The sequence below is a fragment of the Phreatobacter sp. AB_2022a genome, from assembly GCF_026847585.1.
Lineage (GTDB): Bacteria > Pseudomonadota > Alphaproteobacteria > Rhizobiales > Phreatobacteraceae > Phreatobacter.
In genome coordinates, this window is sequence record NZ_JAPSET010000011.1 from 57,229 (window position 1) to 80,264 (window position 23,036).

The following is a 23,036-nucleotide window of genomic DNA, read 5'->3' on the forward strand; positions in this document are numbered from 1 at the left end:
GTCCACCCCAACCACAAGGAAGCGGTCCATGTTCGACCGGCGGACCTTCTTTGCCTATGCGCGCCGGGCGCCGTTCGGCGGCCGGCTGTCTTCCGCTCAGGTCGACGGCCTGACGCGGATCCTCGACGAGTGGGACGCCTCCCATCTCACCGATGTCAGGTGGCTCGCCTACATGCTGGCGACCGCCTTCCATGAGACCGGCGCCGCGCTGCAGCCGATCCGGGAGCGGGGCGGGGAGGGTTATCTCAGGTCCAAGCCCTATTACCCCTGGGTCGGCGAAGGGCTCGTCCAGGTCACCTGGGAGCGCAACCACCGCCTGTTCGGCGCACGCCGGCCGGGCCAGCTCCTGACCTGGGAGAAGGCCCTGCCGGCGCTGTTCCGGGGCATGGAGGAGGGGCTGTTCACGGGTAAGCGCCTCGCCGACTTCTTCAGCGCGGTGAAGGACGATCCGGTCGGCGCCCGGCGCATCGTCAACGGCACCGACAAGGCCCGGCTGATCGCCGGCTACCACAGGAACTTCCTCGACGCGCTGAAGGCTGCCGACAAGGCCGGGCCGCAGCCGGCGGATGTCGCGCCCGACGCGGCGCGCCCCGACGAGGTCAAGCCGGCCGAGAGCGCCGCCGCGCTCACCACCGGGGGCCTCTTTGCCGGCGGCGTCGCGGCCCTGCCCGCGCTCGGCGGCATTGCCAATGGCTGGGCGCTGGCAGCCCTCGGCCTGGTGCTGGCCGCCGGCGGCATCGTCGCCTGGCTGGTCCTGTCCGGCCGCGTCACGATCAGCCGGAGCCCCGCGTGATGTTGCAGCTCCTTGCGAACTGGCGGCCGATCGCCGCCGCAGCCGGCATCGGCCTCGCGCTCGCCGCGGGCTGGCTCGCCGTCGACCGGATCAGGGAAACCGGCCGGCGCGAGGTCCTCACCGAAATCGACACGGCAAACAGGGAGGCCGAAGATGCGGCACGCAAGGCTCGCGGTCCTGTCCGCGCTTGTTATGACGATGGCGGGTTGTGGGACGTCACGGCCGGCGAGTGTCGCCCGCGGCGAGTGCCGGGTCTTCGGTGATCCCGGCTTTCCGGTCAGGGGGCAGACGACGCGCGATCAGATCTGGATCGACGAGACGGTCGAGAGCGGCATCGCCGCCTGCGGCTGGCGGCGGCCGAGGGCGCGATGAAGATCAATCTCGATCTCAATTTCTGGTCCATCGCCACGACCATCGTCGGCGTCAGCATGGGCATCGCCTATATGCAGGCGGACGTGCGCGAACTGAAGGCGGAGGATGTCAGGCTGATCGAGCGCATCCGCGCGGACAAGAGCGAGATCACCGAGCGGGTGCGCCGCATCGAGGAGCGCACCGAACGCGACCGCGACACCATCGCCACCATGCAGGGCGACATCCGCGTCATCAGGCAGATCCTCGAGGGCGCGCGCGGACGGGGGCCGTGACGGCGGCTCCGCCGGCCGCGGGCTCGAGGCTCACAGGAAGCGGATCCGCCCGCCCGTGGTCGCCGCGATCGTGCCGAGCCGGCGGGCATGCACCATCACGTCGGAGGCGACCAGCTTGCCCTTGAGGTCGGCGTCCTGCACGCGCGCGCCGAGCATGCCGTAGCCGTCGCCCCCCTTGAGCATGAAGTCGTTGGTCGCGACGCGGTAGATCCTTTGAGGGTCGAGCGGCGCGCCGCCGACCGTCATCGCCACCACCCTGTCGCCGGCCGGCCGCGACCGGTCGACGATGGCGGTGAGGCCGGAGACCTGCGGGAAGCGGCCGGCGCGATGCTCCACCTGGCTGACGCCGTTCTCGATCGCCGCCTTCAGGTCGGCGCCCGAAACCGGCGCCACCACGGTGCGGTTGCCGAAGGGCAGCTCGCTCAGCACGTCGCGGCGGGTGAGCTGGTGGCCGGCCGGATAGACCCGGTTGCCGCGGATGCCGCCGCCATTGATGACCGCGACATCGGCGCCGGTCGCCTCGCGCATGGCATCGGCGATGAGGTCGCCGATCGCGGTCTCCTGCGAGCGCACGATGGCGGTGCGGCTGTCGAGCTCGCCCGACAGAACCGCGATCACCACGTCGAGCTCCTGGGCGAGCAGCTTTTCGTATTCCTGCACCCGGGCGAGCGTCGCCGGGTCCGGCGTCACGCTGCGGCTGTCGTGAACCCGGAAGGCCGGGGTGAAGGTGGTGCGCCGTTCCGCGCCTTCGCCCGTCGTGCCCAGCGTCAGGTCGATCGCCGTGACGTAATAGCCCTCCTCGGAACTCTCCACCATCACCGTGCGGCCGTCATAGGTCAGCGCCAGGTCGTGATCGTGCCCGGTCAGCAGCACGTCGACGAGGCGCGAGCGCACGATCTTCAGGTCGTCGGCGCGGTCGGTATGGGCGCAGCAGACGACGAGGTCGGCGCCGGCGCGCCGCAGCCGCGCCGCCTCGCGCTGCACGGTCTCCATGGTCGGGCTGAACCGGATGTCGCCCGACGAGGAGACCTCGGCCGTGTTCGGCAGGGCGACGCCGAAGACGCCGAGCTTGGCGACGCCGAGGTCGAAGATCCGGCCGTCCTCGTGGCCGGGCAGCGGCGCGCCGTCGGCGTCGCGCATATTGGCGGCGAAATAGGCGAACTTCGCCTCGCGCCGGCGCGCGGCATAGGCCTCCGGCCCGAAGTCGAATTCGTGGTTGCCGGGCACGAAGACGTCGGGCGGCGCGAGGTTGACGAGCTCGACCGTATGCGCGCCCTGGTCGAAGCCGGACATGAGCGAGGGCGAGAACATGTCGCCGGCATGGACGTAGAGCATCGGCACACCGCGCGCCCGCTCGGCCTTGACGACGGCATTGAGCCGGGCAAAGCCACCGCGGCCGTTCTCCTCCCCCATCTTGTAGATGTCGTTGACCAGCAGCAGGGTCAGCGTCGGCGCGCGCCGCTCGGCCGCGGCCTGGTCCGCCCCGGCGAAGCCGGTCACGGCGGCGCCGAGCCCGACGGAGAGCGTGTCGCGGCGGGAGATGAGCGGCATGTGAAGCTCCGGGGCAATCGGGACAGGTCGGCGCGGACAATGCGCAGCGATCAGGCGTTTCGGCAAGGCGTGGGCGAACGGGCAGGCGCTGATCGTCTCGCCGGAAGGTTGCCGCCTTGTGACGCGGCGGAGCGCGGCCTGTGTTCCGCCGGATGATCACAAAAGGCGCCGTTGCGGAAATGAAACAGCCCGACTTCCCCAGCGACATCAAGCTTACATTTCGCTTGCCACGGGTGTGAATCTATAGGCTATTTCCAGTTGTAGCGCCTGGGGGAGACGCGACATGCTGGTGCTGGAAAAGCCGTACGAAGCGCGGCGGCATGGCAGGCGCGTTCCACGTGCTATGGCACTGGCGGCGGCGCAGGCAGTCTTGGCGGTTGGACTGGCGGGCGCAGCATCGGCGCAGTCGACCACCTATACGGATGGCCAGGTCAATGCGGGCGGGCTCACGGTCGGGCCGGGTGCGACTATGCTCGATGTTCCGGTCGGCTCTGCCGAGCAGGCGGGTGTGGTTTCTGGAGGAGACCCCCTTGCCGATGTTCTGGTCAAATGGGGGCCAGGTTCGTTGCTCCTGTCGGGCAACAATACCTATACCGCCAATACTCAGATCGCTGGTGGGACACTGATCGCAGGCAGCAGCACGGCGTTCGGAACCGGACGTGTGCAAGTGATGGCCCCGGTCGTCACCATCGGCTATCGCGACGGCGTCACGTTGAACAATGCGATTGACCTCATTTCGCCCCTGGCGGGAGGAAGCCTCACATTGGACGTCGCGTCCGGGCGGGCGGTGCAGGCCGGTGAAATCTCGAATCCGTTCTTCTGGACCACGCTCACCAAGGCGGGAGCTGGTACGCTCGCCCTGACGGCGGCCAATCCGTTTCTCGGCCTCTCGCTCACCGTCAATGCCGGCACGATCGAAATCGGCCATGCCGATGCGATCGGTGGGACGTCGGTGGTCCTGAATGGCGGCGGGCTGCGCGCGGCGGTCGATGCCACGTTGGCCGGGAATTTCAAGGTCGAGGCCAATATAGATGCGATGATCTCGGCCGCGACGGGGACCACGCTCACCCTGGCTGGCCCCAATATCGATCTCGGCACCAACGGCACCGTCACCTTCGGCTCGACCGGCGATACCGGCACGGTTGTCCTCGCGTCGATCGGCATGTCGCCGCCCGCCAACGTCAATCTGCACATTGCCGGCGGCACGCTCAGAACCGACACGGCCGCATTCGGAACGAACAGCCCGACCCTTGCCTCCACGCGGATCGACGCGGCGGCGACGCTCGACCTCAACGGCTTCGACGCGGCGCTCAAGAACCTGTCCGGCGCCGGCACGCTCGCGACCGGCTCCAACCCGGCCATGCTGCTGCAGCTCGTCAATGCCGATTTTGCCGGTGCCATCACCGGCGCGGGTGCGGTGCAGATCCTCAACGGGCCGATGACCGGCCTGTCGATCCTGTCGGGCGTCAATACCTATACCGGCGGCACGACCATCGATGTCGATGCGATACTCCAGCTCGGCACTGCGGCGCGCGCCGGCTCGCTCGTCGGCAATCTCGTCAATGACGGCACGTTCAACATCGTCAACGGCACGCTGGCCGGCACCACCGTGGCGACGAGCGGCGAAGTCAATTTTTACGGCACCAGCACGGCCGGCAATGCCAATATCACCAATAATGGGTTGTCCCCGGGCGGCGTGACCTTCCGCGAGTCCAGCAGCGCCGGCACGGCGGCGATCGTCAACAACGGCACACTCGCCTTTACCGACAACAGCACGGCCGGCGCTGCGTCCATCAGCAATTTCGGCGAGATCCTGTTCAGCGGCCAGGCGCGCGCCGGCACGGCGCATATCGTCAACGACGTGGGCGGCGCCCTGATCTTTGGCACGCCGACGGGCTGGGCCACCGATACGCCCTCGGCCGATCAGGCGACCATTCTGAACAAGGCCGGCTCCCAGGTCCTGCTCTTTTTCGCATCGTCGAGCGCCGGGCAGGCTTCGATCGTCAACGAGGCCGGTGCCGGTCTCCTGTTCGTGGAGAACAGCACAGCGGGGCAGGCGCGGATCGTCAATGGCGGTTTCATCGGCTTTGCCTTGTCCGCGCGCGCCGGCTCCGCAATGATCATCAACGAGAACGGCGGGGTGATCGCTTTCGGTCAGTCCCCGTCGCCGGACGAAGTCACCTCCGCCGAGCAGGCCGTCATTCTCAACAAGAGCGGCTCGCTCCTCTTCTTCCAGGGCTTTGCCACGGCCGCCAGCGCCACGATCACGGTGGAAGGCGGCGCCCAGCTGGTGTTCTTCGACAATACGACCGGCGGCAATGCCCAGATCACCGCCAAGGCCGGCGGCGTCGTCGACTTCAGCGGCAGCTATGGCCCGAACAACGACGACAAGCTGTCGGTCGGCTCGATCGCCGGCGCCGGCGAATTCATTCTCGGACCAGTCCAGCTTACCGTTGGCGGCAACAATCTCTCGACCGAAGTCAGCGGCACCATCACCGACGGCTGCGGCTGCGCGGGCAGCGGCGGTTCGCTCGTCAAGGTCGGCACCGGCACGCTCACCCTGTCGGGCACCAACACCTATACCGGCCCGACCATCGTCGAGGGGGGCAAGCTGGTCGTCAACGGATCGCTGGTCTCGGCCGTCACCGTGGACACCGCCGGCACGCTCGGCGGCACCGGCACGATCGGCGGGCTCGTCCTCAACGGCACGCTCGCACCGGGCAATTCCATCGGCACGATGACGGTTGCCGGCAATGCCGTCCTGAATGCCGGCAGCACCACGGTCATCGAAGTCTCCGGCACATCGGCCGACCGGCTGAACGTGACGGGCGCGGCGAGCCTTGCCGGCACGCTCTCGCTGGTCGGCATCGACCGTGGCCTCCGCTTCGGCACGACCTATACGCTGCTTTCGGCCGCCGGCGGGCGCAGCGGCACGTTCGACGCGGTTTCCACCAGCGGCACGTTCACGCCGGCCATCGCGGCAACGGTCAGCTATACGGCCACGGATGTCGAACTGTCGCTGAGCGCCAACCGGCTGGTGCCGCTGCTGCCGCCGGGCACGCCGATCAATCCCACCAATGTCGCCGCGGCGATCGACCGCGCCCTGGTCGGCGGCGCCGACGTCTCGGCCTTCATCCCGCTCTATCTGTTGTCCCAGTCGGCGCTGCCGCAGGCCCTGAGCCGGTTGAGCGGCGAGGCCGCGACCGGCACGGAAGAGACGGCGCTGCGGGCGGCGAGCCTTTTCCTCAATCTGATGCTCGATCCGATGGCGGGTGCGCGCGGCGCTCTCGCGAACGGAGCGAGCCCCTCGCTGATCCAGATGGCCGATCCGCCGGCGGGCCGACCCGGCATGCCTGGCACCGTCCAGGGCTGGAGCCTCTGGACGAAAGCCTTCGGCCAGGCGAGCCGGCTCAATGCCGATCCGGCGACCGGCGCCAATGCCCATAGCAGCGGCATCTATGGCGTCGCGGCCGGTGCCGACCGCCGGCTGACGCCCGATACGCTCGTCGGCTTTGCGCTCGCCGGCGGCGGCACCTCCTATGGCCTCGGCGGCCGGGGCGGCGGCACGGGCGACCTGTTCCAGATCGGCCTCTACGGCTCGACTCGGCTCGGCCCGGCCTATGTCTCGGCGGCCATGGCCTATGGCTGGAACAGCTTCGACATCAACCGCAATGTCGATCTCGCCGGTCCCGAGGTCTATCGCTCGCGCCTGACTGCCCACACCTTCGGTGGCCGGCTCGAAGCCGGCTGGCGTTTCGGCTGGCAGGGCTTCGGGCTGACGCCCTATGGCGCCGTCGAGGTGATCGGCTATTCAGCGCCGCGCTATAGCGAAGCGACGCGGCCCGCCGGCGGTGTCTTCGGCCTCGATTTCGCCGCCCGCAGCCACACGACGGCGCGCACCGAGCTCGGCATCCGGCTGGACGGCAAGACCCAGCTCGCCGAGGGGACCGACCTCATTGCCTATGGCCGCCTCGCCTGGGCCTATCAGCCGACCACCCAGCGCTCGGTCGAAGCGAGCTTCCAGTCCCTTCCCAATTCCGCCTTCACCGTCTTCGGCGCGCGCCCGTCCATGCACACGGCGCTCGCCGCCGCCGGAGCCGAGCTGCGCTTCGCAAGCGGGCTCAGCCTGACCTCGTCGATGGAAGCCGAGCTCGGCGAGCGCCATCAGGCGATCCGCGGCACTCTGGGCTTGCGCAAGGTCTGGTGAGGAGCGAATGGCGAATTAGCGAGTAGGGGTGCGACGGCGCCGGGGGCGTCCTACGGGCTCGTCAGGAGTTTCGATCGCTCGCATCCCTCCATTCGCCATTCGCCATTCGCCATTCGCTAGTTCGCCCCACGCAGCACCATGCGGCCGCCTCGCACCTCGTAGCCGTCGAGACGATCGAGGAAGGTGTGGCCGAGCAGGCTCGCATTGAGCGCCTGCGGGCGGGCAACGAGGGCGCGGACCTGGCGCGCGACGATCGGCCCGACCTCCACCTTGTCGAGCATGATCGCCGCCGCCATGGCCTGACCGTTGGCGGTCGAAACCGCGATGTTGAACGACAGACTGTCGACGGCGATGCCGGCGCGCCGTGCATCGGCATCGCTGAGCACCAGCGAGGAGGCGCCGGTATCGACCAGCATGGGCACGGCCCGCGCGCCATTGACCGAAACGCGCACCGAATAGGTACCGCCCGGGCCGCGCGGTATGGTGACCTCCCGCGCGCCGGTGACGCCTTCGGTGGCGAGGCCGGGCACCAGATTGGCGGCGAGGCGGCGGCCGACGGCCTCGAATTCGAAACGATAGGTGTAGATCACGCCGAGAAAGGCGAAGATGGCGAGCCAGGCGATCGCCGCCTGGACGGCATCGCCGGCGCGGCCGCGGAACATGCCCATCACGCTTGCCCCGGTGAGGGCGGCGAGCATGGTCAGGCCGAGAAGCGAGGCATAGTCGCCGGCATCGAGCGTGCCGGCCTCGATGCCGTTCGATCGGATCGCGGCGACCAGCACGGCGAGCCCGACGGCGCCGAGCAGGATCCACAACAGGGCACGTGAGGTCATGAGTCGCTCGCGATCTCGGTGAGGCGGTCGGGCAGCTCGGCCATGATCCGCCGGCGCTCCTCGGTCGAGAATGTCGACCAGCGGCCGATCTCGGCGAGCGTCCGGCCGCAGCCTTCACAGATGCCGTGAAGCGGGTGGATCACGCAGATCCTCACGCAGGGCGTCTCGATCGGTCGGGGGCGCGTCTGGGGATCCGGCATGGCTCAGGCAAAGATAAGCCAAGTGAGGAGAAGGGCAATCTCGATACATTGCTGGGTGGCGCCGGCGAGGTCGCCGGTCTGCCCGCCGACATGGGTGCGGGCAAAGCGCAAGGCGAGGTTGGCGAGGCCGGCCGCGGCGGCAAGCCCGAGGACGGCGCCGACGAAACCCGCCGCGGGCCATGCCAGAAAGCCGAGCCCGGCGGCGAGCAGGCAGCCGGTCTGCCAGGCATCGGCGGAGGGCGCGCCGACCGCCTGGCCGGCGCCATCGGTGCGGGCGGGCGGCAGGTAGACGACGAGGGCGATCGCCGCCATGCGCGAGACGGCCCCGGCGGCAGCCAGCGCCAGGGCCGTGCGGCCGGCGCCGACATCGGCGATCAGGCTTGCGATCGCCGCGGTCTTGAGCGACAGCGCGATGATCAGTGCGGCGGCGCCGAACGTGCCGATGCGGCTGTCCTTCATGATCTCCAGGCGCCGCTCGATCGTCATGCCACCGAAACTGTCGGCCGTGTCGGCCAGTCCATCCTCGTGGAAGGCACCGGTCATGACGATGCCGAGGCCGACTGCGATCAGCGCCGCGACGACCGGCGGCCAGACGAGGGCGGCCGGCACCAGGGCGAGGCCCGCAAGGCCGCCGAGAACCAGTCCGACCAGCGGCACGACGCGGGCCAGGGCAGAAAAATCCGGCGGGCCATGGGCGTCCGCCTCGCCGGGAAGCGGCGGCAGCGGCAGGCGGGAGAAGAAGCGCAGGGCCTTGAGCGTGTCGCGCCAGAGTGTCGGGTCGGTCATGGCGGCATGACTTAGCCCGGAACGGCGCGCCGGGCCATGGTCCCTGCCATGCCTCGCCCGGCCGGCTTGTCTTGGCGGGCCTGAGCCTTTAACCGTCCGGCGCGTTCGCAGCTTCAGGACCCCATGCCATGGCCTTGCCGCCCCCCAATCCGTCGGGCCTTCCCTTCGACGATATCCGCGACCTCCTGCACCGCCTGCCGGAGGCCGATAGGACGGCCGTCGCGGCGGTGAAGGCGCGCGATGCCGAATTGACCAAGCCTGCCGGTTCGCTCGGGCGCCTCGAAGAGATCGTCGAATGGGTCGCGGCCTGGTCGGCCAATCCGAAGCCGCGCGTCGACCGGCCGCTGGTCGCCATCTTCGCCACCGCCCATGGCGTCACCGCCCAGGGCGTCTCGGCCTTCCCGGACAGCGTCAACCGCCAGATGCTGGAGAATTTCGCTGCCGGCGGCGCCGCCATCAACCAGCTTTGCGTCGCCAACGATATTGGCCTGAAAGTGTTCGATCTCGCCATCGATCTGCCGACGCCCGACATCAGCGTCGAGGATGCCATGGACGAGCCCGGCTGCGCAGCCACCATCGCCTTCGGCATGGAGGCGATCGCCGGCGGCACGGACCTGCTGTGCCTCGGCGAAATGGGCATTGGCAATACGACGGTGGCCGCGGCCGTCTATCTCGCGCTTTATGGCGGGCGCCCGGAGGACTGGATCGGCCCGGGCACCGGCGTCGATGCCGAGGGACTGAAGCGCAAGGCCGAGGCGGTCGGCCGCGCCGTCCAGCGCAGCAGCGACCACCTGTCCGACCCGCTGGAAGTGCTGCGCCGGGTCGGCGGCCGCGAGATCGCCGCGCTCGTCGGTGCCATCCTCGCCGCCCGGCTGCAGCGCATCCCGGTCCTGCTCGACGGCTATGTGGTCACCGCGGCCGCAGCCATCCTGCATGCGCTCGAGCCGGCCAGCCTCGATCATTGCCTTGCCGCCCACCGGTCGGCCGAGCCGGCCCATGGCCGGGTGCTGGAGCGCATCGGCAAGCGCCCGCTGTTCGATTTCGGCATGCGCCTCGGCGAGGCGTCGGGCGCGGCGCTCGCCTGCGGCATCGTCAAGAACGCGGTCGCCGTGCACAATGGCATGGCGACCTTCGAGCAGGCCGCGGTCAGCCGCCGGGCGCACTGACGGCGAAGACCTGCGCGGCGTCCCGGTTCAGGCGCCGCCGATGCCGGCAAGATCGAGCGGCAGCGAGCGCATGCGCTTGCCCGTCGCCGCCGACACCGCATTGGAAATGGCCGGCCCGACCAGGGGCACGCCCGGCTCGCCGATGCCGGTCGGGCACAGCGTGGAGGGCACGATATGCACCTCCACGACCGGCATTTCCGACATGCGGGTCGGCTCGAACGCGTCGAAATTGCGCTCCTGCACCTCGCCGTCCTTCAGCGTGATGCGGTTGCGCAGCACCGACGACAGGGCGAAGCCGATCGCGCCCTCGATCTGGGCCCGGACCACGTCGGGATTGACGGCGATGCCGCAGTCGACGGCGGCGACGATCCTGTCCACCTTTACCTGCGTGCCGGTGACGGTCACCTCGGCGACCATGGCGACATGGGTGTTGAAGCTCTCGTGCACGGCGATGCCGCGACCGCGGCCGGCCGGCAGCGGCTGGCCCCAGCCGGCCTTTTCCGCGGCGAGCTTCAGGACGGCTGCATCGCGCGGCGCCCTGTCGAGATAGCTCAGGCGATAGGCGAGGGGATCCTTGCCGGCGGCCTCCGCCAGTTCGTCCATCATCACCTCGATCGCCTGGGCGGTATGGGTGTGGCCGACCGACCGCCACCACAGCACCGGCACGCCTTCGCGGCCATTGCTGACCGTGACGGCGAGGCTGTCGATCGCGTAGCGGGTGTTGCGGGCGCCCTCGACGGTCGTCGCATCGACGCCGTTGGCCACCAGCGAGGCTTCCAGCGGCGTGCCGATCAGGATCGACTTGCCGACGATCCGGTGGTCCCAGCCGGCGATCCGTCCCTGGCTGTCCAGTCCCGCGCGAATGCGGTGATAGACCATGGGGCGGTAGTAGCCGCCGGTCATGTCGTCCTCGCGCGTCCAGACGAGATGGATCGGCGCGCGATAGCCGACCGCCCTGAGGATATGGCTCATTTCCGAGACATAGTCGCACGCCGCCGTCGCGCGCCGGCCGAACGAGCCGCCGGCATGGAGCGTGTTGAGGTGGACCTTTGCCGTCGACACGCCGCAGATCGCGGCGATCGCGGCCTGTTCCAGCGTTTGCATCTGGAAGCCGGCCCAGGCCTCGATCACGCCGTCAGCCCGCTTTTCGATGACGCCGTTCATCGGCTCCATCGGGGCATGGGCGAGATAGGGGAAGGTGAATTCGGCTTCGAGCATCCGCACCGCGCCGCGGATCGCCCCTTCGGCATTGCCGCGGCGACCGGCGCTGAGGCCAGGCTGGCCGGCCTGGCGCCGGAACTCGGCCATGATGGCGTCGGACGAGCGCGTCTCGGCACCGGCAAAGTCCCAGACCACCTTCAAGGCCTGGCGGCCCTTGATCGCCGACCAGGTGTCGCGCGCGACGACCGCGACCCCGCTCGGGATTTCCACGACATCGACGACGCCTTTCACCTGGCGGGCCGCGCCGGCATCGAAGGCCTTGACCCTGGCGCCGAATTTCGGCGCATGCGCCACCACCGCGGTCAGCATGCCCGGGCGGCGCACGTCGATCGAGAACACGGTCTGGCCGGAGGTCTTGCCCAGGCTGTCGACCCGGCCGACGGCCTTGTCCTTGCCGATGAACACCCAGTTCGCCGGCTCCTTCAGCGGCGGGTCGGCCGGCACGGTCATGGTCGAGGCCCTGGCCGAGAGTTCGCCGAACGTGGCCTGGCGCGTGCCGTGGCGGACGACCCCGCGCTCGACCTTGATCTCGCCGGCGGCGACGTTCCATTCGCTGGCCGCGGCGGCGATCAGCATCTGCCGGGCGGCAGCCCCGGCCTTGCGCAACTGCGTCCAGGAATTGGCGATCGCGGTCGAGCCGCCGATGCCCTGCATCGGGCCGAAGGCGAAATTGTTGTAGAGCCGGTGATCGGCGGGTGCGAAGGCCGCGCGCATCTGGCTCCAGTCGGCGTCGAGCTCTTCGGCGACGATGGTGGTCAGGCCGGTGGCGCAACCCTGGCCCATGTCGAGATGCTTGACCAGCACGGTCACCGTATTGTCGGCGCCGATCCTGACGAAGGCGTTCGGATTGGCCGTGACATTGCTGAACTGGCAGGCGTCCGCAGCCTCGGCCCCGCGGGGGCCGACCAGCGCCGCGACGATCAGCGTGCCGGCCGCACCGGCGAGAAACGAACGCCGTGTCGCGGCGAAGGCCTCGTCCGCGGCGGCCGCCGACAGAAGGGCGGGATCGCCGCGGCCGGTCCTGGGTGCAGTGCTCATGGCCGCCTCCCTCACGCCAGCGTCCGGGCGGCGTCGTGGATCGCCGCACGGATCCGGACATAGGTGCCGCATCGGCAGATATTGCCGTCCATCGCGGCGTCGATATCGCTGTCGCTCGGGGCCTTGTTCTCGGTCAGAAGGGCGATGGCGCTCATGATCTGGCCGGACTGGCAATAGCCGCACTGGACGACGTCGAGCTTGCGCCAGGCCGCCTGCACCGCTTCCGCGACGCTGCCGGAGACGCCCTCGATGGTGGTGATCTTGCGGCCCTGGGCTTCGCCCGCGGGAAGCGAACAGGAGCGCGTCGGCTGGCCGTCGACATGGACGGTGCAGGCCCCGCACAGGGCTTGGCCGCAGCCGAATTTGGTGCCGGTCAATTGGGCATGGTCGCGGATGGCCCAGAGCAGGGGCATGTCCGCCTCCGCGTCGATCGTGACCGACCGGCCATTGATGTCGAGGGTCAGCATGGGGCCTCGCCAGGCGAAGTGGGAGGGAAACGAGACTGGCGACAGAATAGGGCGGTTGCGCGCGCGGACGCAACGCGACACGCAATCGTGAAGACGGGTGGCTTCGGCATGGCGGCCCGTTCGGTCGCCGCCCGGCCTGCGGTCAGGCGCTGGCCCTGATCTCGGTCAGGACGATGCGCACGAGGTCGGCGGCATTCTTCGCCCCGAGCTTTTCCATGATGCGCGCGCGGTGCACCTCGATGGTGCGCGGGCTGATGCCGAGATGGCGGCCCGCCTCCTTGTTCGACGCGCCTCCGGCAATCTGGCCGAGAACCTCACGCTCTCTCGGCGTGAGCAGTTCGGCGCCTGGAAAGCTCTGGCGCAGGATCGGCGTCGTCGGGGCGGCGGCGCGCCGGGCCGACAGGTCGATCGCTTCGCGAACCCGCGAGACGACGGTGTCGGCATCGAAGGGTTTTTCGATGAAGTCGAGCGCGCCATGCTTGATGGCATCGACCGCCATCGGAATGTCACCCTGGCCCGAAATGATGAAGATCGGCGCCGGATAGTGATGGGCGTTGAGTTCCTTCAGGATGTCGAGGCCCGAGCGGCCGGGCATGTGCACGTCGAGAATGACGCAGGCCGGCACCTGGCTGCGGGCAGTGGCGAGAAAGCTCGCGCCGTCGGCGAAGCCGGTCACCGAGAAGCCTTCCATCGACAGGACGACGCCGAGCGCATCGCGCACGGCCGGATCGTCGTCGACGACGAAGATGTCCCGATGCGCATAGATGGTCTTGGCCGCAGTCGCCATGGTTCACCGCATCCCGTCGCGTCCGGCATCCTCGTCCGCCGGTTCCGGAAGCACCAGGGAGAAGCACGCGCCCCGTCCATTGCCGCCGGGATCCACGGTCAGATCCCCGCCATGGTTTTGGGCGATCGCCCGGGAAATCGCAAGACCGAGGCCCAGTCCGGTTCTCTTCGTACTTGCGAAGGCGCGGAACAGGTGGGGCATGGCTTCCGGCGGCACGCCGGGGCCGCTGTCGCGCACGGAAAAGCGGATCGTGCCGTCCTTGGCCTGGGTCTCGATCCAGATCCGCTCCTGGCCGCCGCCGCGCACCGCCTCGAGCGCGTTGCGCATGAGATTGACGACGATCTGCTGGATCTGCACGGCGTCGACCCGCACGGCGGGCAGGGGGCTGCGCAGGTGCCGGACGACGCGCGCGCCCGGCCGATAGCCGAGCAGCGTCAGTTCTACCGCCTCCTCGACCAGGCCGTTGAGATCGACGAGGCGGCGCTCGGGCTCGCGCTTTTCGACGAAATCGCGCATGCGCCTGATGATGTTGCCGGCCCGTTCCGCTTCCCGCTGCGCCTTGCCGAGGATCGACCGGATGGTGTCGTCGAGATGGGCGCCGATCTCGCCGCGCCGGTGCGCGTCGGTCGCCTTGTCATGGGCCCGCCCGACAGCCTGCAGATACAGCATCACCGCCGTCAGCGGCTGATTCAACTCGTGCGCCAGCGCAGCCCCCATTTCGTCGACCGCCGAGACGCGGGCCATGTGCAGAAGGTCGGTCTGCAACTGGTTCAGCCGCTCTTCCGCCTCCTTGCGGGGGCGCAGATCGCGCAGGATGGCGATGAACTGGCGCCCGTCGGGCGTCGCCGCCTCCGCCACCGACAGTTCGACCGGGAAGGCGGTGCCATCGCGATGTCGCCCGGCCACCTCGCGGCCGCCGCCGACGATGGGCTCGACCGCAAGGCCCGCATCCGCGTCGTCGCCCGCGCCCTGAAGGACGGGGCCGAGGATCAGGTCCACACGGCGGCCGATGGCCTCCGCGGCGGTCCAGCCGAAGAGCGTCTCGCAAGCCTTGTTGAACACCAGCATGGTCCGGCTTTCGTCGACCACGACGATGCCGTCGGCGGCAATGTCCAGCACGCTGGACAGACGGGCTTCCGAGACCGTCAGCGACGCCTTCTTGATCTGCTCGATGGAGGACCTCCTCACGGCGGCATCGGCTCCGGACGCATCACCAAGGGGGCGAAGGCACCTCCGGCGACGGCGCCGATACGCCCCAGCGCGCAGAGCATGCTACGGCCCCGGATGTCACGCAACACCGAATGAGCCTGTCGCGTCAGGCGCATTCATGGTATTTTCCGTTAGGTCATGTACGCAAGGGCTGGTTGCGGCTCGTCACCGGCAGGCCACCCATCAGAGCTGCCTGATAGCGTCGGCGAGCCGGCCCGCAGCGATCTCGATCTGCTCCGGCGAGCGCAGATAGCAGAGCCGCAGATGGCCTTCTCCGCCGGCGCCGAAGGCGGAGCCTGGCGCAAGGCCGACCTTGGCGAGATCGACGAGGCGCATGGCGGCGGCCATGGAGTCGGTCACGCCTTCGATGCCGAAGAACAGGTAGAAGGCACCGTCGGGCCGCGAGAAATGGCAGCGGCCGGTCCGCTCCACCGCGGCTGAAACGATGTCGCGCGCCCTGCGGGCCTTGGCGATCTGGTGCTCGACGAGGCTCTCGCCGCGCTCGAGCGCGGCAATGCCGGCCCGCTGGATGAAGATCGGCGAGCCCGAGGTCGAATATTGGATGAGGTTCTCGATCACGTCGCCGAGCGCAGGGTCGGCTTCAACCCAGCCCATGCGCCAGCCCGTCATGGCCCAGTTCTTGGAGAAGGTGTTGACCCACAGGATGCGGTCGCCGTCCTCGCGCACGTCGTGGAACGAGGGCGCGCGCTTGGCCTCGCCGGTCCAGACGAAGCGGGTATAGATCTCGTCGGCGATGATCCAGAGCCCATGCTTGCGGGCCAGCGCGAGAATGTCGACGAGCTCCTGGCGCGTCGCGGTCCAGCCGGTCGGGTTCGACGGCGTGTTGACGAAAAGCGCCTTCGTCCGCGGCGTGATCGCCGCGGCGATCCGCTCGAGGTCGATCTGCCAGCCGCGATTGCCGTGGGTGAGCTCGACCAGAACGGGCGTTGCGCCGCGCAGCCCCGCGGCGGCCGGCGCGTTCGGCCAGGTCGGTGAGGGGATGATCACCTCGTCACCGGGGCCGGCCACCATGGTCATGGCGATCTGGATCGCCTGCATGCCGGAGCCGCAGACGAAGAAGCGCTCCGGGGACAGGGGGCGGCCGTAGAGGTTGGACGCATAGGCGGCGATCGCCTGGCGAAGCTCGGGAATGCCTCGCTGCCACGTATATGTGGTCTCGCCCGCGGCCAGCGAGCGGGTCGCGGCTTCGCTGATGAAGGCGGGCGTCGGCATGTCGCCTTCACCCACCCAGAGCTGGATCACGTCGCCGGCCGCCCGGGCATATTTCGACAGTTCGACGATGCCGCTGGCCGGCGCTTCCGTGGCTTCCGGGCGGAGCGAGGCGAGGAGGGATGAGGTCATGGGCAGGCGCTGGCTTTCAAAAAGGGCGTTTGCGCAGCATAGCCGCGGCGAAGCTGCCCTTCTCATGAAAATCACGACGGAAGTCCATCACCAAAGGCGATGGTGCTCCTGGACGGGGTCCGTCATCAGGCCTTGGTTCCGCCCGACTGGCTTTGCTATAAGCCCCGGTCGCAAAAGCTTATCAGGGGCCCTTACGTGCTGCGCAGATTTGGTTTGACGGGCCGGGCAACGGCCCGAATCGCCTTGGTAATGGGTCTTGCGGCCGGTCTCGCGGGCTGTGGCACCAGTGGTGGCAATCTTTTCGGCGGCGGTCAGAGCCAGTCGCCCGAGGCTGCGGCGCAGCCGGCGCCGGGCGTCGGCTCGCCTGTCCACAATGCGCTGTTCGGCCAGCCGGTGCAGGCCGGCCCGCAGGCGCTGCAGGAGAACCTGTGTCCGCGCATCGAAGTGCGCGACGGCTCCAACGTCTGGCGCCAGGGCGGCGATGGACCGACCGAGCTGCGGTACCAGGCGACCATTACCGATCTTGCGCGCGAATGCCGCATCGACGGGCAGACCATGATCGTCAAGGTCGGCGTCGAGGGACGCGTGCTGTCCGGCCCGAAGGCCGAGGGCAGCGCGCGGCTCAGCCTGCCGATCCGCATCGCGGTGACCCGCGGCCTGTCGCAGCCGATCTGGTCGCGGCTCTACACGGTGCCGATCGATGTGCCGGCCGGCTCGCCGAACGTCTCCTTCACCCAGATCGAGGACCAGGTCGCCTTCGCCCTGCCGCCGCCGGAAGAGCTACAGAACTACATCATCTTCGTCGGTTTCGACACGATGGCCCAGCCGCAGCAGCGTCAGCGCGGCCGCCAGGCCCGCCGCGGCCACTGACGCCCGCGCGCTGCGGACCAACGGCGCGCGGCCCACAGCCGCGCCTTGACTCCGGCTGCCGATGCGGTCATTGCCAAGGTGTGCCTTATGAACCCGGCGGGAGAGTCCGGGTGGTCTTGTTACGTTCTGAAGATCTCCCGGCGCCGAAGGAGCAACGGCCCCGGAACCTCTCAGGCAAAAGGACCGCCGGGGGATCGGCATTCTGGAAAGCGGCCTGGCGTCCAAACCCGGCCCACCGACGGAGTAAGCCGATAGGGCGCCCTGCCGGGGTGCTCTGGCCTTCGGGCCCCGGTGAATCTCTCAGGTTCCTGCGACAGAGGGGCGCGAGCGGGCGACAAGCCCGCGTTTCGAGCGTGTCCGGGCCATCGCCCCGGGCCTGTTCGCGCGCCGATGCAGGATGACCAATGGCTGAGACCGTTTCCGGGCCGCTGCACAAGACCCCGCTCCATCAGCTCCACGTCGATGCCGGCGCCAAGATGGTGCCCTTCGCCGGCTACGACATGCCGGTGCAATATCCGACCGGCGTGCTCACCGAGCACAACTGGACGCGCAGCGACGCCGGCCTCTTCGACGTCAGCCATATGGGCCAGGCCTTCGTCGTCGGACCGGACTGGGAGACCACGGCGCGGGCGCTCGAGGCGCTGGTGCCGGCCGATATCCTCAACCTCAAGCCCGGCCAGCAGCGCTACAGCCAACTCACCGCCGAGGACGGCGGCATCCTCGACGACCTCATGATCACCCGGTCGGGTTACGCCGGTTACGAAGGCTGGGCCTATATGGTGGTCAACGCCGCCTGCAAGGACCAGGATTTCGCCCATATCGCCGCGCGGCTTCCCGCCGGTGTCAGCCTGAAGCCGGACCCGACCCTGGCGCTGGTCGCGCTGCAGGGCCCGAAGGCCGCGGCCGTGCTGGACGATCTCATTCCCGGCATTGCCGCAACGCCGTTCATGACCTTCATCGAGGCCAAGCTCGACGGCATGTTCGTCCACGCCTCCCGTTCCGGCTATACCGGCGAGGATGGTTTCGAGCTCTGCATCGAAGCCAAGAACGCGGCTGCTATCTGGCAGAGGCTGACCGCCGACCCGCGGGTCAAGCCGATCGGCCTCGGCGCCCGCGACAGCCTGCGCCTGGAGGCCGGCCTCTGCCTCTACGGCCACGATATCGACACCACCACCTCGCCGGTGGAGGCCGGGCTCACCTGGTCGATCCAGAAGCGCCGCCGCACCGAAGGCGGCTTCCCGGGCGCCCAGCGCATCCAGCGCGAGCTTGCCGAGGGACCGTCGCGCCGCCGGGTCGGCATCGTACCCGACGGCCGGGCGCCGGCGCGCGAGGGCACCCCGATCAAGGCGGCCGACGGCGCCGCCATCGGCATGGTCACGTCGGGCGGCTTCGGACCGACCGTCAACGGCCCGGTCGCCATGGGTTACGTCAACAGCCGTTTCGCCGAGCCGGGCACGCCGGTGCTGCTCGAGGTGCGCGGCAAGGACCTGCCCGCCAAGGTGGTCACCATGCCGTTCGCGCCGCACCGCTACTTCCGCGGCTGACGTCGGGCGAAGCTCAAGCATCCGGCCCGGCCGGCACCGTGCCTCACATGATAGCCATCCAGAGGAACTTCCCATGGCCACGATCCGCTACACCAAGGACCACGAATATATCGCCGTCGAAGGCGATACCGGCACGATCGGCATTTCCGACTATGCCCAGCAGCAGCTCGGCGACGTCGTTTTCGTCGAGCTGCCCGAGATCGGCCGCAAGGTGGCCAAGGGCGACGGCACCGCTGTGGTCGAGAGCGTCAAGGCGGCCTCCGACATCTACGCGCCCGTCGGCGGCGAGGTGATCGCCGTCAACGCCGAGCTCGAGGCCGCCCCCGGCACCGTCAACGAGGATCCGGCCGGCAAGGGCTGGTTCGTCAAGCTCAAGATCGCCGATCCGGCCGAGCTCGACGCCCTGATGGACGAGGCGGCCTACCAGGCGTTCCTGTCCTCGATTTCCTGACACGGGGCGCAGGTCATGGCGCACAGCTACACCGCCGAGGTCGCCTGGAACCGGGAGGCGGCTGCCGTCTTCACCGACAACCGCTATTCGCGGGCGCATGTCTGGCGCTTCGACGGCGGCGTCGCGGTGCCCGCCTCGTCGGCGCCGTCGAGCGTGCGCGTGCCGTTCTCCCGTGAGGACGCGGTCGACCCGGAGGAGGCGCTGGTCGCCTCCGTCTCGTCCTGCCACATGCTGTTCTTCCTGGCCTTCGCGGCCAAGCAGGGCTTCCGAGTCGATTCCTACGTCGACAAGGCGGAAGGCGTGATGAGCCCGAACGACAAGGGCAAGCTCTACGTTTCGACCGTGACGCTGCGGCCGGCGGTGACCTTCTCCGGCGACCGCCTGCCGAGCCGCGCCGACATCGACCACCTGCATCACCGCTCCCATGAGGAGTGCTACATCGCGAACTCGGTCCGTGCCGAGGTCGTGGTCGAAGCCTCCGATCCGATCATCGCCTGAACTGGACCCGACGCCTCATGCGCTACCTGCCGCTGACCGCCGAAGACCGCGCCGACATGCTCGCCAAGATCGGTGCCGCTTCGGTCGACGAGCTCTTCGCCAATGTGCCCAAGGGCAAGCTGATGACCGGCCTGGCCGACCTGCCGACCGCCAAGGGCGAGCTCGAGGTCGAGCGGATCATGGGGGCGATGGCGGCGAAGAACGTGCCGGCTTCCTCGGTTCCCTTCTTCGTCGGGGCGGGGGCCTACAAGCACCACGTGCCCGCCAGTGTCGACCATCTGATCCAGCGCTCCGAGTTCCTGACGAGCTATACGCCCTATCAGCCCGAAATCGCCCAGGGCACGCTGCAATATCTGTTCGAGTTCCAGACCCAGGTCGCGCTGCTGACCGGCATGGATGTGGCCAATGCGTCCATGTATGACGGCTCGACCGGCGCGGCCGAGGCGGTGCTGATGGCGCACCGGGTGACCCGGCGCAACAAGGCGATCCTCGCCGGCAACCTGCATCCGCACTACCGCGACACGATCGAGACCGTGTCGCGCATGGCCTCCGACCGGATCGTCTCGCTCAAGGCCAATCCCGACGATGCCGGCGCGGACCTGAAGGCCGTGGCCGACGCCATCGACGGCGAGACCTCCTGCGTCGTCATCCAGACACCCGACGTGTTCGGCAATCTGCACGACCTGAGAGCGATCGCCGAGAAGGCGCAGGGCGCGGGCGCCCTGCTGATCGCCGTCGTCACCGAGGTCGTGTCGCTCGGCGCGCTGACCTCGCCCGGCGCCATGGGCGCCGATATCGTGGTGGCCGAGGGCCAGTCGATCGGCGTCGGCCTGAATTTCGGCGGCCCCTATGTCGGCCTGTTCGCCACCCGGTCGAAATACGTGCGCCAGATGCCGGGCCGGCTCTGCGGCGAGACCGTCGATGCCGAAGGCCGACGCGGTTTCGTTCTGACCCTGTCGACGCGCGAGCAGCATATCCGCCGGGAAAAGGCGACCTCCAACATCTGCACCAATTCCGGGCTGATGTGCCTTGCCTTCACCATCCACCTGAGCCTGCTCGGCGAGGCGGGGCTGAAGCGCCTCGCCGCGATCAACCACGCCAATGCCTGCGACCTCGCCGAGCGGCTCGAAGGGGTCGCGGGCGCCAAGCTTCTCAACAAGAGCTTCTTCAACGAGTTCACCATTCGCGTCGCCGGCGACGCTGCGGCGGTCGTCGAAAAGATGGCGGCGAAGGGCGTGCTCGCCGGCGTGCCGGCCTCGCGGCTCTGGCCCTCGGACAAGGCCGAGAAGGACCTGATCATCGTCGCCAGCACCGAAGTGAACACCGACGAGGACCGCGCGGCCTTCGTCGCGGCGCTCCAGGCGGCGCTCGCATGAGGGGCGCCCTGGCCTTGACGGCGGCTGCCGTCGTCTGCACCGGCTTTGCGGGCCATGCCGCCGCCGGCCCGCGCAGCGATGCCCGCGGCCTCGTCCGCCTCTGGACCGAGGCCAACACCCTCTGCCGTGGCGGCAGCGGCGATGCGCCCGCGACCCGCCAGGCCTGCGATCGCCGCCAGGGCTACGGCCGGCGCCTTGCCGCGCTCGGCTGGTGCTACGGCCGCCGCGGCGAGATGAGCTATCAGATGCGCTGGCACCGCTGCCAGGCGAACTCCACTCGGCCGTCGAACTGAAGGACGCGAGATCATGATGAACCGTCAGGGCCGCCCCACCGCCGCAGGCGATGCCTCCGCCCAGGCCCACCCGACCTTCACCGGCAATTACGGCCTGGAGATCGAGGAGCCGCTGCTGTTCGAAATCGGCCGCGCCGAGACCACCGGCGTCGACCTGCCCGAGCCGAAGGCCGCGAAGTCGCGCCTCGGCGGCCTCGCGCGCGAGGGGGCCATCGGTCTCGTCGGCCTCTCAGAGCCGGAGACGATGCGTCACTACGTGCGGCTCAGCCAGAAGAACTTCGGCATCGATACCGGGCTGTTCTCGCTCGGCTCCTGCACGATGAAGCACAATCCGCGCCTCAACGAGAAGATGGCGCGGCTGCCGGGCCTCGGCGACGTCCATCCGCTCCAGCCCCAGTCGACCGTGCAGGGCGCGCTCGAACTGATCGACCGGCTCGCCCATTATCTGAAGGAGCTGACCGGCATGCCGGCGGTCGCCATGAGCCCGAAGGCGGGCGCCCACGGCGAATTGTGCGGCATGATGGCGATCAAGGCCGCGCTCGAGGCGCGGGGCGAGGGCCACCGCAAGATCGTGCTGGTGCCGGAATCGGCGCATGGCACCAATCCCGCGACCGCGGCGCTCATCGGCTTCGAGGTGAAGGCGGTGCCGGCCCAGGCCGACGGCACGGTGCACGTTGCCGACGTCAAGGCGGCGCTGACGCCCGAAGTCGCCGCGATCATGCTGACCAACCCGAATACCTGTGGCATCTTCGAGAAGGAGATCGTCGAGATCGCGGCCGCGATCCACGAGGCGGGCGCCTATTTCTACTGCGACGGCGCGAATTTCAACGCCATCGTCGGCAAGGCCCGGCCCGGCGACCTCGGCGTCGATGCCATGCACATCAACCTGCACAAGACCTTCTCGACGCCGCATGGCGGCGGCGGTCCGGGTGCCGGTCCGGTGGTGCTGTCGGAGCGGCTCGCCGCTTTCGTGCCCTATCCCTTCGTCCATGTCGGCGAGCGTTTCGAGCTGGTCGAGGAAGCGAGCGGCATCGCCAAGGGAGAGCAGCCATTCGGCCGCATGACCGCCTTCCACGGCCAGATGGGCATGTTCGTGCGTGCGCTCGCCTATATGCTGTCGCACGGCGCCGACGGCATGAAGCAGGCGTCCGAAGATGCCGTGCTCAACGCCAATTACATCAGGGCCAGCCTGTCGGACCTGATGAGCCTGCCCTTCGGCGATCAGCCCTGCATGCACGAGGCACTGTTCGACGATACCTGGCTGAAGGATACCGGTGTCACCACGCTCGATTTCGCCAAGGCGATGATCGACGAGGGCTATCACCCGATGACCATGTATTTCCCGCTGGTCGTCCACGGCGCCATGCTGATCGAGCCGACCGAATCGGAATCGAAGGCGTCCCTCGACCTGTTCATCGCCACCCTGCGCGATCTCGCCATGAGTGCGGTCAAGGGCGACGTCGAGCGGTTCAAGGGGGCTCCCTACCATGCTCCGCGCCGGCGTCTCGACGAGACGCGGGCCGCGCGCAACCCGGTGTTGCGCTGGACACCCCCGGCGCCCTATGCCGAGGCCGCCGAATAGGCGCGGCGATACGATGATCGAGACGAGGCGGCCTTCGAGCCGCCTCGTCTTTTTGGGGCCGGCGACGGCGCTCTCCATCCGTGGGCGGGCGGCCGCAGTCGCGCGAAGCGCTTGCCATGGCTGCCCTCTTCCCCTTAAGAGACCGCATGCTCTGTCGT

At 69.0% G+C, this 23,036-nt stretch carries 21 protein-coding genes, 1 pseudogene and 2 riboswitches; of the genes and pseudogenes, 13 read left to right on the top strand and 9 right to left on the bottom strand.

Going from position 1 to position 23,036, the window contains the following annotated elements:
* Positions 1-28 precede the first annotated feature (28 nt).
* The 3 genes from OZ671_RS10170 (at position 29) to OZ671_RS10180 (ending at position 1,437) form a co-directional block, all read left to right on the top strand.
* Positions 29-793, top strand: a complete 765-nt coding sequence (locus OZ671_RS10170) for a hypothetical protein (RefSeq protein ID WP_268860655.1) — start codon at positions 29-31, stop codon at positions 791-793.
* Positions 790-1,056: a hypothetical protein gene (locus OZ671_RS10175; RefSeq protein ID WP_268860656.1), complete on the top strand. Its 267-nt coding sequence runs from the start codon at positions 790-792 to the stop codon at positions 1,054-1,056. Before OZ671_RS10170 ends, OZ671_RS10175 begins: the two co-directional genes overlap by 4 nt.
* Positions 1,057-1,161: 105 nt before the next feature.
* The gene (locus OZ671_RS10180; RefSeq protein WP_268860657.1) at positions 1,162-1,437 is read left to right on the top strand and encodes a hypothetical protein; all 276 of its coding nucleotides are present in this window, start codon (positions 1,162-1,164) and stop codon (positions 1,435-1,437) included.
* Between the two features lie 30 nt (positions 1,438-1,467).
* Here the strand turns inward: OZ671_RS10180 and OZ671_RS10185 are convergent, their stop codons facing one another.
* Positions 1,468-2,988, bottom strand: coding sequence for a bifunctional metallophosphatase/5'-nucleotidase (locus tag OZ671_RS10185; RefSeq protein ID WP_268860658.1), 1,521 nt, complete (start codon positions 2,986-2,988; stop codon positions 1,468-1,470).
* A gap of 469 nt (positions 2,989-3,457) precedes the next feature.
* Here OZ671_RS10185 and OZ671_RS32075 point away from each other — a divergent pair.
* Both OZ671_RS32075 and OZ671_RS10190 read left to right on the top strand, forming a co-directional pair.
* Positions 3,458-3,610, top strand: a pseudogene (locus OZ671_RS32075) (autotransporter-associated beta strand repeat-containing protein); the annotation flags it as partial.
* 48 nt (positions 3,611-3,658) lie between these two features.
* Positions 3,659-7,195: an autotransporter domain-containing protein gene (locus OZ671_RS10190; protein WP_268860659.1), complete on the top strand. Its 3,537-nt coding sequence runs from the start codon at positions 3,659-3,661 to the stop codon at positions 7,193-7,195.
* A gap of 116 nt (positions 7,196-7,311) precedes the next feature.
* Here OZ671_RS10190 and OZ671_RS10195 read toward each other — a convergent pair whose 3' ends face one another.
* From OZ671_RS10195 to cobS, 3 genes are read right to left on the bottom strand one after another with little or no spacing between them, the layout of a single operon-like run.
* Complete coding sequence (locus tag OZ671_RS10195; RefSeq protein WP_268860660.1) at positions 7,312-8,028, bottom strand: retropepsin-like aspartic protease family protein; 717 nt, start codon at positions 8,026-8,028, stop codon at positions 7,312-7,314.
* A complete protein-coding gene (locus OZ671_RS10200; RefSeq protein ID WP_328286351.1) occupies positions 8,025-8,228 on the bottom strand; it encodes a DUF1289 domain-containing protein in 204 nt (67 codons plus the stop codon). The genes OZ671_RS10195 and OZ671_RS10200 overlap by 4 nt, the downstream gene beginning before the upstream one ends.
* Positions 8,229-8,231: 3 nt before the next feature.
* Complete coding sequence (cobS, locus tag OZ671_RS10205) at positions 8,232-9,014, bottom strand: adenosylcobinamide-GDP ribazoletransferase (RefSeq protein WP_268860661.1); 783 nt, start codon at positions 9,012-9,014, stop codon at positions 8,232-8,234.
* 128 nt (positions 9,015-9,142) lie between these two features.
* Between cobS and cobT the strand changes: the two genes are divergently transcribed.
* Positions 9,143-10,180 (top strand): nicotinate-nucleotide--dimethylbenzimidazole phosphoribosyltransferase, encoded by a 1,038-nt coding sequence (gene cobT, locus OZ671_RS10210; RefSeq protein WP_268860662.1) that lies wholly within the window; start codon positions 9,143-9,145, stop codon positions 10,178-10,180.
* Positions 10,181-10,207: 27 nt separating this feature from the next.
* Here the strand turns inward: cobT and OZ671_RS10215 are convergent, their stop codons facing one another.
* The 5 genes from OZ671_RS10215 to OZ671_RS10235 form a co-directional block, all read right to left on the bottom strand.
* Positions 10,208-12,439 carry a xanthine dehydrogenase family protein molybdopterin-binding subunit gene (locus tag OZ671_RS10215; protein WP_268860663.1) on the bottom strand — a complete coding sequence of 744 codons (2,232 nt, stop codon included), beginning with the start codon at positions 12,437-12,439 and terminating at the stop codon, positions 10,208-10,210.
* 11 nt (positions 12,440-12,450) lie between these two features.
* Positions 12,451-12,906: a (2Fe-2S)-binding protein gene (locus OZ671_RS10220; RefSeq protein WP_038310034.1), complete on the bottom strand. Its 456-nt coding sequence runs from the start codon at positions 12,904-12,906 to the stop codon at positions 12,451-12,453.
* Between the two features lie 142 nt (positions 12,907-13,048).
* A complete protein-coding gene (locus OZ671_RS10225) occupies positions 13,049-13,693 on the bottom strand; it encodes a response regulator transcription factor (protein ID WP_268860664.1) in 645 nt (214 codons plus the stop codon).
* A 3-nt stretch (positions 13,694-13,696) separates the two neighbouring features.
* On the bottom strand, positions 13,697-14,881 hold the full coding sequence (locus OZ671_RS10230) for a two-component system sensor histidine kinase NtrB (protein ID WP_268860665.1): 1,185 nt from the start codon (positions 14,879-14,881) through the stop codon (positions 13,697-13,699).
* Between the two features lie 204 nt (positions 14,882-15,085).
* A complete protein-coding gene (locus tag OZ671_RS10235) occupies positions 15,086-16,264 on the bottom strand; it encodes a pyridoxal phosphate-dependent aminotransferase (RefSeq protein WP_268860666.1) in 1,179 nt (392 codons plus the stop codon).
* Positions 16,265-16,513: 249 nt separating this feature from the next.
* Between OZ671_RS10235 and OZ671_RS10240 the strand changes: the two genes are divergently transcribed.
* From OZ671_RS10240 to gcvPB, 7 genes are all read left to right on the top strand, one after another.
* Entirely contained in the window at positions 16,514-17,134 is a 621-nt protein-coding gene (locus tag OZ671_RS10240; RefSeq protein ID WP_268860667.1) for a hypothetical protein, read from the top strand.
* An 87-nt stretch (positions 17,135-17,221) separates the two neighbouring features.
* Positions 17,222-17,330, top strand: a riboswitch (glycine riboswitch).
* Positions 17,331-17,461: riboswitch (glycine riboswitch) on the top strand.
* A 77-nt stretch (positions 17,462-17,538) separates the two neighbouring features.
* A complete protein-coding gene (gcvT, locus tag OZ671_RS10245) occupies positions 17,539-18,678 on the top strand; it encodes a glycine cleavage system aminomethyltransferase GcvT (RefSeq protein WP_268860668.1) in 1,140 nt (379 codons plus the stop codon).
* 73 nt (positions 18,679-18,751) lie between these two features.
* Complete coding sequence (gene gcvH / locus OZ671_RS10250) at positions 18,752-19,129, top strand: glycine cleavage system protein GcvH (protein WP_038310044.1); 378 nt, start codon at positions 18,752-18,754, stop codon at positions 19,127-19,129.
* Between the two features lie 15 nt (positions 19,130-19,144).
* On the top strand, positions 19,145-19,627 hold the full coding sequence (locus OZ671_RS10255; protein WP_268860669.1) for an OsmC family protein: 483 nt from the start codon (positions 19,145-19,147) through the stop codon (positions 19,625-19,627).
* Between the two features lie 17 nt (positions 19,628-19,644).
* Complete coding sequence (gcvPA, locus tag OZ671_RS10260; protein ID WP_268860670.1) at positions 19,645-21,003, top strand: aminomethyl-transferring glycine dehydrogenase subunit GcvPA; 1,359 nt, start codon at positions 19,645-19,647, stop codon at positions 21,001-21,003.
* The gene (locus OZ671_RS10265; protein WP_268860671.1) at positions 21,000-21,296 is read left to right on the top strand and encodes a hypothetical protein; all 297 of its coding nucleotides are present in this window, start codon (positions 21,000-21,002) and stop codon (positions 21,294-21,296) included. Before gcvPA ends, OZ671_RS10265 begins: the two co-directional genes overlap by 4 nt.
* A gap of 13 nt (positions 21,297-21,309) precedes the next feature.
* Entirely contained in the window at positions 21,310-22,878 is a 1,569-nt protein-coding gene (gene gcvPB / locus OZ671_RS10270; RefSeq protein ID WP_268860672.1) for an aminomethyl-transferring glycine dehydrogenase subunit GcvPB, read from the top strand.
* The last annotated feature ends 158 nt before the right edge of the window (positions 22,879-23,036 follow it).